This is a genomic window from Pseudomonas sp. 5C2 (assembly GCF_034314155.1).
In the GTDB taxonomy this organism is placed as follows: Bacteria; Pseudomonadota; Gammaproteobacteria; order Pseudomonadales; family Pseudomonadaceae; genus Aquipseudomonas.
Window position 1 is genome coordinate 1936087 of sequence record NZ_JAVIWH010000003.1, and the last position, 15620, is coordinate 1951706.

General features: G+C 57.6%; 14 protein-coding genes. 6 read left to right on the forward strand and 8 right to left on the reverse strand.

Annotation, left to right across the window (positions count from 1 at the left end):
* Positions 1 to 145: 145 nt before the first annotated feature.
* From RGU44_RS23460 to RGU44_RS23480, 5 genes are all read right to left on the reverse strand, one after another.
* Entirely contained in the window at positions 146 to 2956 is a 2811-nt protein-coding gene (locus RGU44_RS23460) for an FAD-binding and (Fe-S)-binding domain-containing protein (RefSeq protein WP_322278263.1), read from the reverse strand.
* Positions 2953 to 3624 carry a lactate utilization protein gene (locus RGU44_RS23465; RefSeq protein ID WP_322278265.1) on the reverse strand — a complete coding sequence of 224 codons (672 nt, stop codon included), beginning with the start codon at positions 3622 to 3624 and terminating at the stop codon, positions 2953 to 2955. The genes RGU44_RS23460 and RGU44_RS23465 overlap by 4 nt, the downstream gene beginning before the upstream one ends.
* On the reverse strand, positions 3621 to 5096 hold the full coding sequence (locus tag RGU44_RS23470; RefSeq protein ID WP_322278267.1) for a LutB/LldF family L-lactate oxidation iron-sulfur protein: 1476 nt from the start codon (positions 5094 to 5096) through the stop codon (positions 3621 to 3623). The genes RGU44_RS23465 and RGU44_RS23470 overlap by 4 nt, the downstream gene beginning before the upstream one ends.
* Positions 5093 to 5917 carry a (Fe-S)-binding protein gene (locus tag RGU44_RS23475; protein ID WP_322278270.1) on the reverse strand — a complete coding sequence of 275 codons (825 nt, stop codon included), beginning with the start codon at positions 5915 to 5917 and terminating at the stop codon, positions 5093 to 5095. Before RGU44_RS23475 ends, RGU44_RS23470 begins: the two co-directional genes overlap by 4 nt.
* A gap of 150 nt (positions 5918 to 6067) precedes the next feature.
* Positions 6068 to 7762 carry a lactate permease LctP family transporter gene (locus RGU44_RS23480; RefSeq protein WP_322278273.1) on the reverse strand — a complete coding sequence of 565 codons (1695 nt, stop codon included), beginning with the start codon at positions 7760 to 7762 and terminating at the stop codon, positions 6068 to 6070.
* A 410-nt stretch (positions 7763 to 8172) separates the two neighbouring features.
* Here RGU44_RS23480 and RGU44_RS23485 point away from each other — a divergent pair, with 410 nt between their 5' ends.
* The gene (locus RGU44_RS23485) at positions 8173 to 8940 is read left to right on the forward strand and encodes a GntR family transcriptional regulator (RefSeq protein WP_322278275.1); all 768 of its coding nucleotides are present in this window, start codon (positions 8173 to 8175) and stop codon (positions 8938 to 8940) included.
* 123 nt (positions 8941 to 9063) lie between these two features.
* Here RGU44_RS23485 and smpB read toward each other — a convergent pair whose 3' ends face one another.
* The gene (smpB, locus tag RGU44_RS23490; RefSeq protein WP_322278498.1) at positions 9064 to 9546 is read right to left on the reverse strand and encodes an SsrA-binding protein SmpB; all 483 of its coding nucleotides are present in this window, start codon (positions 9544 to 9546) and stop codon (positions 9064 to 9066) included.
* Between the two features lie 118 nt (positions 9547 to 9664).
* On the opposite strand from smpB, the gene RGU44_RS23495 reads away from it, so the two are divergent.
* Genes RGU44_RS23495 through RGU44_RS23505 form a run of 3 tightly spaced genes read left to right on the forward strand, consistent with a single transcriptional unit; the run spans position 9665 to position 11823 of the window.
* Positions 9665 to 11068, forward strand: coding sequence for a sodium-dependent transporter (locus RGU44_RS23495; protein ID WP_322278290.1), 1404 nt, complete (start codon positions 9665 to 9667; stop codon positions 11066 to 11068).
* Positions 11069 to 11075: 7 nt separating this feature from the next.
* Positions 11076 to 11510: a type II toxin-antitoxin system RatA family toxin gene (locus RGU44_RS23500; protein ID WP_322177803.1), complete on the forward strand. Its 435-nt coding sequence runs from the start codon at positions 11076 to 11078 to the stop codon at positions 11508 to 11510.
* Positions 11503 to 11823, forward strand: a complete 321-nt coding sequence (locus RGU44_RS23505; protein WP_322278294.1) for an RnfH family protein — start codon at positions 11503 to 11505, stop codon at positions 11821 to 11823. Before RGU44_RS23500 ends, RGU44_RS23505 begins: the two co-directional genes overlap by 8 nt.
* A gap of 78 nt (positions 11824 to 11901) precedes the next feature.
* Here the strand turns inward: RGU44_RS23505 and RGU44_RS23510 are convergent, their stop codons facing one another.
* Positions 11902 to 12423, reverse strand: coding sequence for an outer membrane protein assembly factor BamE (locus RGU44_RS23510; RefSeq protein ID WP_322177805.1), 522 nt, complete (start codon positions 12421 to 12423; stop codon positions 11902 to 11904).
* Between the two features lie 98 nt (positions 12424 to 12521).
* On the opposite strand from RGU44_RS23510, the gene fur reads away from it, so the two are divergent.
* Entirely contained in the window at positions 12522 to 12929 is a 408-nt protein-coding gene (fur, locus tag RGU44_RS23515) for a ferric iron uptake transcriptional regulator (RefSeq protein ID WP_322278297.1), read from the forward strand.
* A gap of 129 nt (positions 12930 to 13058) precedes the next feature.
* Here fur and recN read toward each other — a convergent pair whose 3' ends face one another.
* Entirely contained in the window at positions 13059 to 14732 is a 1674-nt protein-coding gene (gene recN, locus RGU44_RS23520; protein ID WP_322177807.1) for a DNA repair protein RecN, read from the reverse strand.
* 274 nt (positions 14733 to 15006) lie between these two features.
* Here recN and grpE point away from each other — a divergent pair, with 274 nt between their 5' ends.
* A complete protein-coding gene (gene grpE / locus RGU44_RS23525; RefSeq protein WP_322177808.1) occupies positions 15007 to 15570 on the forward strand; it encodes a nucleotide exchange factor GrpE in 564 nt (187 codons plus the stop codon).
* The last annotated feature ends 50 nt before the right edge of the window (positions 15571 to 15620 follow it).

A 15620-nucleotide genomic window follows, 5' to 3' on the forward strand; every position in this document is an offset into this window, starting at 1 on the left:
GCCCGGTTCACTTCTGGGGAGGGCCTGAATAGATTGACTCTTACCTGGCGCAGGGGTTCTATTTTTTCTTGAACTGCCTGTGAAAAAGCCGTTCTTGCGACGTCCGGCGCTCTGACGGGGGCGTGTGGGCCCCGTCAGGGAGGTCCTACGCAGACTTGGCTTGAGTCACTCGGTCCACCAGATAAACCAGGCCGTGGTAATCGATACCGCCGTGTTGCGACAGGCCGATTTCACAGGTCCGGCTGGTGGAAATACCTTCGTTGCAGTACTGCACCGCGTCTTTCAAGGTGCGCAATGAATGCGCGTTCAGTTCTGGCGTAGTGAAGCCCTTGTCACCGGCAAAGCCGCAGCAATGGATGCCTTCGGGTATCACCACATTCTGGCTGCACAGGCGCGCCAGCTCAATCAAGGCCTGGCTCTCGCCCAAGTGTTGGGTGCTGCAGGTGACGTGCACCGCGATGGCTTCCTGCTGGGGGGTGAAGTGCAGCTTGTCCAACAGGTGAGTGCGGATGAAGCGCACCGGGTCGTACAGGTCCAGGCGCGTGTCTTTCAGGTCCTGAACCAGGCGCAGGGTGCATGGGCTGGTGTCGCAATAGATCGGGTCGAGACCGCCGCGACTGGCCTTGATCAAGGCTGCGAGCAGTTCCTGGCGTTTGTCCTCGGCTTGCTCGTTGTAGCCTTTTGAGGCAAAGGGTTGCCCGCAGCACAGGCTGTCCTGATTGTCGGGGAATACCACCTGATACCCGGCCTTCTCTAGCAGCCCACGGGTTTTGTCCAGCAGCGACATCTGTTCGCGGTCACTCGCAGCGGGGCCCATGACGCGTGATACGCAGGCCGCCAGGTACACCACACGTGGACGCTGATCATTGATCGGTGGGCTGAAACGAATGGCCCGTTCCGGCTGCGGCATGGCGGCGGTCCATTGCGGCACGCGACCTGACGACGCCTTACTCAGCGCTGCGGATATTTTCGCCAGGCGTGGAGCGCCCAAGAGCATCCGCGCACCGTTGGCCACGTGCAGCGTGAAGCGCGCACCTTGCAGGGCGGTCTTGAAATTATGGGCCAGCCAATCCGCAGTTTTGCCATGGGTCGCTTCGCGGCTGCGCAGCTTCTTCACCAACTCGCCGGTATTGATCCCGACCGGGCAACGTTGCGCACACAGCCCTGTCGCGGCACAGGTGTCGATGCCCTGATAGTGGTAGTCGCGCTCCAGATCAGTGGTGTCGATGCCCGCGCGTTTTTTCGCCTGGATATCGCGCCAGATCACGATGCGTTGTCGTGGGCTTAGCGTCAGCCCTTTGGACGGACACACCGGCTCGCAAAAACCGCACTCGATGCATTTGTCGACGATTTCGTCGGCGGCGGGCAGTGGCTTGAGGTGTTTCAAATGGATCTGCGGATCGGTGCTGAGCACCACGTCCGGGTTGAGGATGCCGTTAGGATCAAGCAGCCGTTTGAGCTGCCACATCAGTTGATAGGCATCGCTGCCCCATTCCAGCTCGACAAAGGGCGCCATGTTGCGTCCGGTGCCGTGCTCGGCTTTCAATGAGCCGCCGAACTCTACGGCCACCAGTTGCGTGACGTCGTCCATGAACGCTTGATAACGGGCGACTTGCGAAGGGCTGTCGAACCCCTGAGTGAACACGAAGTGCAGGTTGCCTTCCAGCGCGTGGCCGAACAGGATCGCTTCGTCGTAGTGATGCTTGTCGAACAGCGCGATCAGTCGACGCACGCCAATCGCCAGTTGTTCGACCGGGAACGTAACGTCCTCGATGATCACTGTGGTACCGGTTTTACGCACGGCGCCAACGGCGGGGAAGGTGTCTTTGCGAATCGCCCAGAGACGGGCGTTTTCCACCGGGTCTTCGGTAAAGTCGACCTGCTTTTCCACCGGGAATGATGCCAGCGAGGCCATAATCTGCGCGAGCTGCTCATGCAGTAATGCCTGGGAGGCGGCGCGGGATTCGATCAGCAGTGCGCAAGCGTTTTCCGACAATTCACGGACGAAGGCAGGCATGCCTGGTTTGTCTTGCACCGACCGCATGCTGCGTCGGTCCAGCAGTTCGACTGCGGCAACCGGTTGGCTTTTCAGGACGGTGACGGCGGTGCAGCAGGTTTCCACATCGGGGAACACGATCAGCGCCGATGCTTTGTACGGGTGGTCGATGACGGTGTCGTAAGTGACCGCGCTGATAAAACCGAGGGTGCCTTCGGAGCCGACCAGCAAGTGGCTGAGGATATCCAGTGGCTCATCGAAATCCACCAGGGCATTGAGTGACAGGCCGGTGGTGTTTTTCAGGCGGTATTTGTGGCGAATCTTTGCGGCCAGTGTGCTGTTGGCACGTGTCTCGCGGCCGAGTCGGGCCAGTTGTTCCAGCAGGTCGGCGTGGCTCTCGCGAAACGCGGCGACGCTGGCGGAATCTTCGGTGTCCAGGCGGCTGCCATCAGCCAATACCAGGCGAATCCCGGCAAGGGTGTGATAGGTGTTCTGCGCGGTGCCGCAGCACATGCCGCTGGAATTGTTGGCGACGATGCCGCCGATTTTGCAGGCGTTGATTGACGCCGGGTCCGGCCCGATCTTGCGCCCGAACGGTGCCAGCCAAGCGTTGGCCTGGGCGCCAATGACCCCGGGTTGCAGGCGGATCTGCGTGCCCTGACCGCGAATCTCTCTGCCGTTCCAATTGTCGCCGAGTACGATCAGCACTGAATCGCTGATGGCCTGGCCGGACAAGCTGGTGCCTGCAGCCCGAAACGTCACCGGCACGTTTTCAGCTTGAGCCAGCTTGAGCAGCGCGACCACTTCGTCTTCGGACTCGACGCGGATCACCAGTTTCGGGATCAGCCGGTAGAAGCTGGCATCAGTGCCGAAGGCCAGGGTTGAAAGCGGGTCGTCGAAGCGTCTGTTCTTGGGAATCAGGCGCTCGGCTTCGCGCAGGAATACAGCGGGCAGGCTCATGCATCCTCCAGAATCAGTACCACCAGATCTTTCGGGCCGTGAGCGCCGTAGGCCAGGATCTGTTCAATGTCTGCGGTTTTTGATGGGCCGGACACCAGCAGTGCGTTGGTCGGCATGCCGGCTGCCCAGTTCTGTTGTTGCTGGACCTGATAAAAGTTGTCGTAGATTTCGCTGGCCTTGAGCAGGGCGAAATGCACGGGCGGCACCAGACTCATCAGGCGCGGTTCTTCGCGGGTCGGCCATAGAATCAGGCTGCCCGTGGCGGCAATGGCGCCCAAGGTGGTGGTGAAGCTGGCGGGCGTGTCGTCGAACAGCTCGGTTTTCCACGTCTCTACCGCACGGTCATAGGCCTTCAGCGGCGGTAGCTCGGGGTGCACAGTCCAATGCTCGGTGACGCGTCGACCGTGGGGCGTGCCAGGCGCGATCAACAGGCTCGGCAATTGGCGATCATGCACCAATTGTCCGAGCAGCTCCGGCCAGCCCTGTTCAGTGCTGAGATGGATTTCGGTGTGCACAGCTTCCATCAGTTTGCGCAACTGCGCGAGCCGTTGTTCGGGGGCGTAACTCCACGGGGTGGTCACCAGGTCTTCGTCGAAGTTGTCGGCAATCGGCGTGGCACCGGTCAGGCTGTGGCGCAGCTTGTTGAGGATGTTTTGTTTGGCGCTCATCGCTTGGCTCCCGGTTGCTTCTCTATCGACTGCTTGGCCAAATGTTCACGGGCCAGCTCATGCAGCGAGCGAGCTGCCGGTTTCGGTGCGCTGTGATTCTGCGTCCACGGGCCGATGTTGCTTGGGGTCAAATTGCGTAGGCGGGTAGCGAAAAAACCGAACAAACGGTAAAGCGCTGGCGAGCTATTGAGGCGCGACCAGGCATTCCAGATAAAGCGTTCTGTGCGTGAGTATTTGCTGCCCTGGCCGCGCATGACTTTATTCGGCGCGTCCGGCGATTTGACGTTTTCTTCGCGCAGGCGACGCAATAGGGCCGGGATCGGAATCTTCACCGGGCAGACTTCGCCGCAGGCGCCGCACAACGACGAAGCGCTGGGGTGGTCCGGGACTTTGTTCAGGCCGACCATGTGCGGGGTGATGATTTTACCGATAGGGCCTGGGTACACCTCGCCATAGGCATGACCGCCGATGCGGGTATAGACCGGGCAGTGGTTCATGCAGGCGCCACAGCGGATGCAGTTCAGGGTCTGACGCAGTTCACTGTCGGCGAACGCTTGGCTGCGACCGTTATCGAGCAGTACCAGATGCACTTCTTGCGGGCCATCCAGTTCATCGGCTTTGCGTGGACCGGAGATCATGTTGACGTACGTGGTGATGGGTATGCCCAGCGCCGAGCGGGTCAACAGCGACAGCAGTGGGACGGTGTCGCGTAGGTTCTCGACGACTTTTTCGATGCCGGTCACGGCGATATGCACCGGCGGAACCGTGGTGCACATGCGGCCGTTGCCTTCGTTTTCGACCAGCAACAGGGTGCCGGTTTCAGCCACGGCGAAGTTGACACCGGAGACGCCGATGTCGGCTTCGAAGAATTTTTGGCGCAGCACTTTGCGACCGATCTGGATCAGTTTGTCGACGTCTTTGGTGTAGTCCACGCCCAGTTTGTCGTGGAACAAGGTGCCCACCTGGACGGCGTTTTTGTGAATCGCCGGCATGATGATGTGCGACGGTTTCTCGTGGTCGAGCTGGACGATGTATTCGCCCATGTCCGATTCCAGGCATTCAACGCTGCGGGCGGCGAGGAAATCATTCATTTCCATTTCTTCGCTGACCATCGACTTGCCCTTGATCACTTGCCGGGCTTCATGAGCCTCGACGATCGAGAGGACAATGTCATTGGCTTCTTCTACCGTTTCCGCCCAATGCACCTTCACGCCATTACGGGTCAGGTTTCGTTCCAGCTGCTCAAGCAAATCGGGCAGCTTGGACAGGGCGCGCGCACGAATCGCATTGCCCAGGGTGCGCAGACGTTCACGCTCGTCAGCATCGCTGAACGCGGCCGCGCGCTTGGTCATCAGCGAGTCCATGGCGGTGCGGAAGTTGTTGCGCAGTTGGCTGTCGCCCAAGGCTTTGTGGGCTCGGGCACGGAAATCTTCGTGTACCTCAACGGTGGGGATCAGTGTTTGCGTGCTCATTGTCCACCTCCGGTGCGTTGCCACAGGAAAGTGGCCACGTGTTGGCCGCGTAGCGATTCCCGTTGTTTCTCCAGCGAGCCGTTGATGTTCATCAAACAGCCGCAGTCGGCGGTCAGCACTTGATGCGCGCCCGACTCTTTTAACGCACGTGTCTTGTCCGCGACCATGGCCCCGGAAATATCCGGCATGCGCACGCTGAACGTCCCGCCAAAACCACAGCATTCACTTTCGTGACTGTGGTCTACCCGCTCGACGTTGACCATTTGCGACAACAGTTCCCGGACGTGCAAATGGGTATTCATTTCGCGGCGTGCCGAGCAGGACGTATGCAGTGCAACCTTGATCGGTGCGCCACTGTCCTTGAGCTTCACTTTGCACACGAACAGCAGAAACTCCGCCAGTTCATAGGTGCGGGCGGCGAGAGCACGGACCTGCTTTAAGGTTTCCGGCTCGTCCTTGAACAAGTCGGGGTAGTGCTCGCGCAGCATGCCGGCGCATGAGCCGGACGGTACGACCACAGGGTAATCACCAGAGAACAATGCCAGTTGCGCTCGCGCGACTTCACGCGCCTGATCGGTGTAACCGGAGGTGTAGGCCGGTTGTCCGCAGCAGCTTTGCCCTTGGGGGAACTCAACCCGAATGCCTTCGCGTTCGAGCAGATGAATCGCGTCCATGCCGGCTTCTGGATAAAACAGGTCGACCACGCAGGTACCGAACAGGTAGACCCGCTCAGGTTTCGCATCAGGGTAGTGCCGTGGTTCCGCCTGTGGCGGTGCGACGCGGGTCGCATTAGGTACGGCATTGTAATAGAGCTCGCTCATCAGGCGTTTCTCCGGGTGGTCCCGGTTATCCGTCCAGCGCCGCGGTCGAAAGATGCATCATTGACGCTTTCAGCCGCTTTGCAGACCCGGTCATGAATGGTTGACGCCGGGGATTAGCCCGGCGCCAGGTCGTTGCGGGTGTGGATGCTGTTAGTGAACCAGCATGCCGGTGAACCAATAAGCCTGAGCCAGGGTGATGCAGCCGACGATGGTGGCAAAGAACAGACTGTGTTTGAGGGTGAAGCGGAACAGGTCGGATTCTTTACCCACCAGGCCGGTGGCGGCGCAGGCAACAGCAATTGACTGCGGTGAAATCATTTTGCCGGTCACGCCGCCGGTGGAGTTTGCGGCCACCATCAGCACATCGCTAACGCCGACCTGGTGTGCGGTCGTTGCTTGCAATGAGCCAAACAGCGCGTTGGAGGAGGTATCGGAACCTGTCAAGAACACGCCCAGCCAGCCAAGGAATGGCGAGAAGAACGGGAATGCAGCGCCCGTGGATGCCAGAACCAGTGCCAGAGTGGTGGACATGCCGGAGAAGTTCATCACGAAGGCGAACGCCAACACCATGCCAATGGACACGACGGCCCAGCGCAGTTCAAACAGGGTTTCTTTGAAAGTGGTCAGACCGGTTTTGACCCCGATTCGCAACACCAGCATCGACAGCAATGCGGAGATCAGAATCGCGGAGCCGGAGGCTGCGATCAGGTCTAACTTGAACACGGCTGGCATGGCAGTCTGGTTGGCGACGATCGGCGCTACCTTGAACACCAGTTGGTCCAGATGCGGGATGGCAAAGTTCATGGTCCATGCCTGCATCGCACCACCCGCGGCGAACATGGCCTTGAACGGCTTAAGCGTCCAGATGGTGACGATGACGGTCAGAATCAGGAAGGGTGACCACGCTTTGAAAATCTGGCCCACGGTGTATTCAGACTTGACCGACGTGCGTGGCAGACCGAAGCCGCCAGCGCTGGCGACTACTGGGCCGGTTGGGGTAGCACCGGCCATTTGCGCGCCAGCGGTACGTTTAGGCTGCCAGACTTTGAGGAACAGGGTCAGGGCAATCAGGCTGAGTAGCGCTGAGGTGATGTCCGGCAGTTCCGGGCCGATGAAGTTCGAGGTAAGGAACTGGCTGGCGGCGAAGGTAAAACCTGCGACCAGAGCGGCTGGCCAGGTTTCCTTGACGCCACGCATGCCGTCCATCATGAACACCAGCCAGAACGGTACGAACAGCGACAGCAACGGCAGTTGACGGCCGGCCATGGCGCCGATCTTGAATGCGTCGATACCCGAAACCTGGCCCGCCACGATAATCGGAATACCCAATGCGCCGAAAGCGACCGGGGCCGTGTTGGCAATCAGGCACAACCCTGCGGCATAGATCGGGTTGAAGCCCAGGCCCACCAGCAACGCTGCAGTAATCGCCACTGGCGCACCGAAACCTGCTGCACCCTCAAGGAATGCGCCAAAGCAGAAGGCGATCAGCAGCACTTGCAGGCGCGGGTCGTCGGTGATGGTCAGGACCGAGCTGCGGATAATCTCGAACTGACCGCTTTTAACCGTCAGTTTGTAGAGGAATACCGCTGCGATGATGATCCAGGCAATCGGCCAGACGCCATAGGCAAACCCGTATCCGGCGGCTGCAACGGCCATATCAGCAGGCATTTTGAAGGCGAAGATCGCGATCAGTACCGATAACAGCAGCGTAATGCTGCCTGCAACATGGCCCTTTAGCCGGAACACGGCCAAGGCCATGAAGAAAAACACGATGGGGATGACTGCGGCGATGGCGGAAAAGCCAAGGCTGCCGAGTGGGGTATAGAACTGTTGCCAGGTTTGCATATGGGGTGGCCCCTAATTGTTGTTGGTCAGGCCCGGTGTTCCGTATCGCAAGATCGCAGCTCGTTGCCGACGGTAAACACGCTAGATCGCGGTCGTCGAATCGAAGCTGACGAACAAGTCGCACAGCTCACCAGCTCAAGCCTTTCGCTATGACGAGAGGTCTTGCGGCGTCGTGGATGGTGGCCACTGAATGCCGGCATTGTAAATTGGTAATACCAATTTACAATGTCTGGACGCTAGGTTAAAAGCCTAGCTATTGATGTGTCAATTTGCCCTTCTAATACTTTCGTCGATTTGCGAAAAAATTAGCATTGATGTGGCATTTTCAGCTGAACCTGAAGGGTGTCGGCGCGGTGGCAATCGGCGAGAATAGGCGGTCCCGACAGATGATCGGGGAGGTGGAGTGAGTTATGGGGTTTGATCAGGTGCGTCAGCGCCGTTTGTCTGACGATATTGTTGAGCAACTGGAAGGGATGATTCTCGAAGGCACATTGAGGTCTGGAGAGCGCTTGCCTGCCGAGCGTGCGTTGGCAGAACAGTTTGGTGTATCGCGCCCATCCTTGCGTGAAGCGATTCAGAAACTTACAGCCAAAGGTTTGCTGATCAGCCGCCAGGGCGGCGGCAATTACGTGGTCGAGAATCTGGGGTCGACGTTCAGCGATCCGTTGCTGCATTTGCTGGAAAGCAATCCGGATGCTCAGCGTGATCTGCTTGAGTTTCGCCATACGCTGGAAGCCTCGTGTGCGTATTACGCAGCCTTGCGCGCGACAGACGTCGACCGTGAGCGGCTGCGGGCGGCCTTTGATTTATTGCAGGACTGTTATTCGCGGGTCGGCGAAGTAAGCCGAGCCGAGGAGGGGGCTGCCGATGCGAGCTTCCATCTGGCTATCGCTGAAGCGAGCCATAACGCAGTGCTGTTGCACACGATCCGTGGTCTGTTCGATCTACTCAAACGTAATGTTGTGACCAATATCGGTGGCATGTATAAGCAACGCACGGAGACCCGCGACATGCTGATCAGTCAGCATCATGAGTTGTATCTGGCGATTATCGAAGGCCGTGCGGAAGACGCGCGCGAAGTTGCCAGCCGCCATCTGCTCTATGTGCAGGAGGTGCTGGAAGAGGTGCGGCAGCAAGTGCAGCGTACGGCGCGGGCGGAGAGACGTAACGCGCTGTGAGGTCTGGCCCGGACTATTTCGCAAATGAATTCGCTCCCACAGAGATTGCGTATCCTCGGTGAGAGCGAATTTATTCGCAAATGAAGCGCCTGAGTGCGTCAGGCAACTCGCACATGCGAGGTGTCAGTCATCTTTACCCTTGGTGCGAACCGCTCGTTGCAGCTCACGATCAGAGTCGCGCTCGCGCTCGGTGTGGCGCTTGTCGTATTCCTTCTTGCCTTTGCCAAGCGCAATTTCACACTTGATCAAGTGTGCTTTCCAGTAAATGGAAAGGGCCACGCAGGCATAGCCTTTCTGCTGAACCGCGGTGTTGAGCTTTTCTAGCTCGCGCTGGTTGAGCAGCAGCTTTCGGGTACGTGTAGGGTCAGCGATGACGTGCGTGCTGGCGGCCGCGAGCGGCGTGATATGGCAGCCCATCAGCCAGGCCTCGCCATCCTTGAGCAGCACATAGCTGTCAACCAGCTGCACCTTGCTAGCACGCATACTCTTTACTTCCCAGCCAGCCAGGACCAGACCGGCCTCGAACTTATGTTCGATGAAGTAATCGTGACGCGCCTTTTTATTTTGCGCGATGGTCCCTGTGGGGTATTTCTTGAGCTTAGCCATAGGGGACGCATTATAGGGAGACAACGCGCTGTCGGCTACGGTGAAGCTGCGTGCTTGAGCAGCTTGATTGAATCCCGGACAATGCGGCCTCTTTTTTGAACGGTTGAGCGTGTTAACGATGTCGACGGACAAGGTTTCTGTCCACGGCGGCTGGGCGAGCCGCTGGGTGTTCATTCTCGCAGCGACCGGTTCTGCGGTGGGTCTCGGCAGCATATGGAAGTTTCCCTACATGGTCGGCGTCTATGGCGGCGGCGCTTTCGTGTTGGTGTTCCTGGCCTGTATTGCCCTGATCGGTGTGCCGGTGATGCTCGCCGAAACGCTGATTGGCCGGCGCGCCCGGCAAAGTCCGGCCAACGCCTTGAAGGTGTTGGCGCTCGAGGCGGGGCATTCGACGCGTTGGTCCTGGGGGGCATTCGCCGGAATGATCACGGCATTGTTGATCCTGTCCTTCTATAGCGTGGTAGGTGGCTGGTCGCTGGATTACATCATTGATATGGGCCGTGGCGATTTTCAGGGTGTCGCGTCCGATCAAGTGGGGGCTTACTTCGGCAAGGTCATCGCCGACCCTTGGCGCCTGACCCTGTGGCACACGGTGTTTATGCTGCTTTCTGCTGTGGTGATCGCCAAAGGCGTGGTTGCGGGACTTGAGCGCAGTCTGCGGATCATGATGCCGCTGCTCTTTATCCTGATGGTGATTCTGTTGGGTTATAGCCTGACGACCGGACACTTCATGGAGGGCGTGCATTTCATGTTCGACTTCGACGCGTCGAAGCTGCTCGATGGTTTGCTGCCCGCGATGGGGCATGCCTTCTTCTCGCTGAGTGTGGGCGTAGGGTCGATCATGATTTACGGCGCATATATGCCGAAGAACTCATCGATCTCCGGGACCATCGTCGGTGTGGCGTTGCTCGATACGTTTGTTTCACTATTAGCAGGCTTGGCGTTGTTTCCAATTGTATTTGCGGCGGGCCTAAACCCCAGCGAAGGCCCGGGCCTGATGTTCGTGACCTTGCCATTTGCGTTTGGCAACGTGGCGTTCGGCCAGCTCATGGGCGTAATCTTCTTCGTGTTGGTGGCGGTAGCGGCCTGGAGTTCGGCTATTTCATTGCTTGAGCCAATGGTGGCCTATCTGATCGAACGGACTAAAGTTCGCCGCGGTTGGGTGACATTCTGGCTGGCATTCATCTGCTGGTTCGTGGGTTTGGGCACGGTTTTTTCGTTCAATATCTGGGAGCAGGCCAAGTTTTTTGTGATCGATGCCGGTGTTTTTCACCTCTACCAATGGGGCGCAGTGGGGGGGCTGAACTTCTTTGGGGTCATCGATTTTTTCACCTCGCGGATCATGTTGCCGCTCGGTGGGTTCTGTTTTGTGGTTTTTGCAGGTTGGGTGATGGGTCGTGAGGCGGTGCGTGATGAGTTATCGATGCGCAGCCCGGTGCTTTTCGCTTTGACGTTCTTTTTGATGCGCTATGTGGCGCCGTTCGGCATTCTTGTTGTGTTTGCCGCTCAGCTTTGGAAGTGACGCTGACATGACTACCCATATTCAACGCTCTGCCCTGTTGCCTTACCCGGCCCAGGCACTTTATGACTTGGTAAATGACGTAGCGCACTACTCGGAATTTTTGCCGTGGTGCTCATCGGCTGTGATATTGGACGCCGGTGAGGGGCACATGCGCGCTCGGGTCGAAATAGCCAAGGGCGGTCTTAAGCAGCATTTCGTGACGCGAAACACGCTGGTGCCAGGGCAGTCGATCGAGATGAATCTTGAAGAAGGGCCATTCAACCAGTTACACGGGGTTTGGGTGTTCAAGCCGTTGGGAGAAAAGGCCTGCAAGATCAGCCTGGACCTGTCGTTCGATTACGCCGGCCCCATCGTGCGCGCAACGTTAGGGCCGCTGTTCAATCAGGCGGCCAACACCCTGGTCGACGCTTTTTGCCAGCGGGCAAAACAGCTGCATGGTTAAGCCGCTGATTGAAATCGAAGTGGTTTACGCTGGGATAGATCGCCAGGTGCTGCTTAGCGTTGGCGTGGCATCGGATTCGACGGTGCGCGACGCGCTGCAGGCTTCCGGGATCAGCCAGCATTTTCCTGAGTTGGATCTTGCGCATTGTTCCGTAGGTATTTTCGGCAAAGTGCTGAGCGACGCCGAAACCCGAGTGCTGGTGGCGGGTGATCGAATAGAAATTTATCGTCCGTTGTTGGCTGATCCAAAAGAGGTTCGCCGGTTGCGTGCGGCCAAGGCTGCCCAGTCCAGGATGAAAAACGATTCGCAGTAATCTTTTTTTGAACCCGGAGACGCAAAAAAACCCGGCATGCCGGGTTTTTTTGAAGACGCTGGTGGCTGCTTTTCACAACTACCGCGGCGATGGTTCCAGAGGTTCCTGAGTGGGTACTGGAGCGGATTCGCTCTTGTCCACGTCATCCTGGATCTGCTTGAGCAATGAGCCAGGTTTAGGCGCCTCTTCGGCTTTAGGCTGTTCACCCTGAGCGGGAGTAGCGGAAGTACCGCTATTCTTACCAAGAATGGCCTCGTCGCGACTCACGCCAGGCATGAAGTCACCGGAAAGGCTGACGAGCTGATCATTGCTATTAAAGACAATGGTCATGCGTTCTTGTTGGCGTTCACCGCCCCCAGGTTGCAGGCTATACAGGTAATCCCAGCGATCGGCATGAAACGTATCGGTCAGCAGAGGGTTACCCATGATAAACCGTACTTGCCGACGGGTCATTCCGGGGCGTAACTGGTTTATCATATCCTGCGTGACGACATTGCCCTGCTGGATGTCGATTTTGTAAACCCCGGGGAATGAACAACCGGCGAGTGCGAGCAGTCCCACAAAGGTGAAACTGGTTAGCAGGTGCTTGGTGTTTTGCATCGGTGGGCGACTTCCACTATCTTGGCTGGGACAACGTAAACCCCGATCATACCCGCATTAAGAGAAGCTGCGAAGCAGCATCCGCGAGAAAGCTGACCATGGTTGAAAATAGCGAACTGCGTAAAGTCGGACTAAAAGTGACCCTGCCTCGGGTCAAAATTCTACAGATGCTTGATTCTGCTGAGCAGCGTCACATGAGTGCCGAGGATGTTTACAAGGCACTCATGGACGCGAACGAGGATGTGGGTCTGGCCACGGTTTACCGTGTACTGACTCAGTTTGAAGCTGCCGGGCTGGTGGTTCGCCACAATTTCGACGGAGGTCACGCAGTTTTCGAGCTGGCCGACGGCGGCCACCACGACCATATGGTCAACGTGGAATCCGGTGAGGTGATCGAGTTCTTCGAAGAAGAAATCGAGAAGCTTCAGAAAGCGATTGTGGAGAAGCACGGCTACGAGTTGGTGGACCACAACTTGGTGCTCTACGTGCGCAAGAAGAAGGTGTAAACCTTCTGACAGCCATAATAACGAAGGCGACCTCAGGGTCGCCTTCGTGCTTTCTGTTGTCTGATTTTTATGCCGCTATCGCGAACAAGACGCCGGCGACGCCTTGCTCCACGGTTTTTGATTGAATGATCAAATCTTCGCGGTGAGGACCATTTTTTTCGCGTGGGCCAATGACTCTTTGGTGAGATCAATGCCGCCGAGCATGCGTGCGACTTCCTCGACGCGTTCGGTTTTGCTGAGTTTGGACACGGCGGTGCGAGTGGCATCGCTGTCACGTACCTTGTGTACGAACAGGTGCTGGTGGCCTTGCGCTGCGACCTGCGGCAAATGCGTGACGGTCATGACTTGCCCGCGCTCGCCTAAACGACGCAACAGCTGGCCGACAATTTCTGCGGTCGGCCCGCCGATCCCGACATCGACTTCATCGAATACCAGTGTGGGCACCCGTGAGGTTTGTGCGGTGATGACTTGAATCGCCAGGCTGATCCGCGACAACTCACCACCTGAAGCGACCTTGGCCAGCGCTTTCAGTGGTTGTCCAGGGTTGGCGCTTACCAACAATTCGACCTGCTCCAGACCATTGGGCAGCAATTCTTTGCTGACATTAGGGCGCAGTTCGATGCTGAACCGCCCACCAGGCATGCCCAAGCGTTGAATTTCCTGCTCCACAGCACTGGCCAGAGTCGGCGCTGAACCTTGACGTAGATCACTCAATTCGCGAGCTTTGTCCTGATAATGTCGAGCATAGGAGGACAATTCATTCTCGAGGCATTCAATGGCTTCATCGTTTGCATTCAATGTCTCGATTTCGTCCAGCAGTTTTTGCTGGAGCGCGGCGACTTCGGTGGGCTGAATGCGGTGTTTGCGGGCCAGGGTGTAGATCGCATCTAGACGTTCTTCAAGTTGTTGCAGGCGCGCCGGGTCGGCATCGAAGTGATCGAGGAAGCGGTTCAGTTCTCCCACTGCTTCTTCGACCTGAATCTGCGCGCTGGACAGCAGGCTGGCGGCTTCGCACATGGCAGTCGGTGAGCTGTTGATGCCAGACAGACGATTGAGGCTGGCGGTCAGTGCGTTCAGGACATTGCCCGAGTCGTTTTCGCTGCATTGTTCTACGACCTGACGGCAGATGCTCAGTAGGCTTTCGGCATTGGTCAGAGTTTTGTGTTCCTGCTCCAGTTGATCCAGTTCGTTTTCGCCAAGGCTGAGGCTTTCCAGTTCTTCGAGTTGATAGCTGAGCAATTGATGGCGCGAGCGTTGCTCATCGCCTGAATTGGCGAGTCGCTCCAGCTCTTGCCGGGTCTGGCGCCAGCGCTGTGCCGCCAGATGTACTTGGCGTGCCAGGTCGGTGGCGCCCGCGTATTCGTCAAGCAGGCGGCGATGGGTGTCCGTCTTGAGCAATGACTGATGTTCATGCTGGCTGTGAATATCGATCAGGAATTCGCCCAGCGCTTTCAAGTCACCTTGAGGGCAGGGCGAACCATTGATGTAGGCCCGCGAGCGACCCTCTGCGGTGATAACCCGGCGCAGGATGCACGGTCCGTCGTTGTCCAGATCTCGCTCTGCGAGCCAGGCGCGGGCTTCGGGGATATCGGTCAGGTCGAAGGTGGCAAGGATATCGGCCTTGTCGGCACCGGGGCGGACCACACCGCTATCGGCGCGATCACCCAGGGTAAGGCCGAGAGCGTCGAGCATGATTGATTTGCCGGCACCGGTTTCGCCAGTGATCACGCTCATGCCTCGGTCCAGCTCGAGATCGAGATGTTCGACGATGGCGTAGTTATGTACTGACAGGTGCACCAGCATAGAGGCGGCTCCCAAGCTATTTGTCTGGTTATTTATACAGTGTTTTGCTTTCTGCTGACAATGCCCTGTCTTAGCTCGATTTGGTTGAATTACGGCTTTTTTTAGTCCGTTATGTGATTTGTTCATGTGCGGCCTGGGCTTAAGGCGAGGCGGGTTATTGATGAAAATGGACGTTATTGTGCTTTTGGTTGCACTTGAAGCTGGAAATTAAGACCCCATATAGCGGGACAGAAGCGCGAGTTGAGCTCGCGGACGTTATTGAAAGGAGAAATCTATGGCTGACGAACAGAATCTGGATACGCAGACTCAGGATCAGGCCGCTGGTGCGGCTTCGGTTGATGACGTGATAGCGCGTGTGCAAGTGCTTGAAGAGCAATTGGCTGCTGCGCAGGATCAGTCTTTGCGAGTTGCTGCGGATCTGCAGAATGTCCGCCGTCGCGCCGAGCAGGATGTCGAGAAAGCTCACAAATTCGCACTGGAAAAATTTGCGGGTGATTTGCTGCCGATCATTGACAGCCTTGAGCGCGGCCTGGAGTTGTCCAACCCGGACGACGAAAGTATCCGTCCGATGCGTGAAGGGATCGAGCTGACGCTGAAAATGTTTCAGGACACCCTCAAGCGTTATCAGTTGGAAGCGATTGATCCCCACGGCCAACCCTTCAATGCCGAACATCATCAGGCGATGGCCATGCAAGAGAGTGCCGACGTTGAGCCTAACAGCGTGCTGAAGGTGTTCCAGAAGGGCTATCAGCTCCACGGTCGCCTGTTGCGCCCGGCGATGGTTGTGGTCAGCAAGGCAGTTTCGCCTGTTAGACCATCGATTGATGAGCAGGCTTGAAATCAGCCATCAGGCCCCCATTTAGAAGTCATGCGTTTAAGAGCTACCGC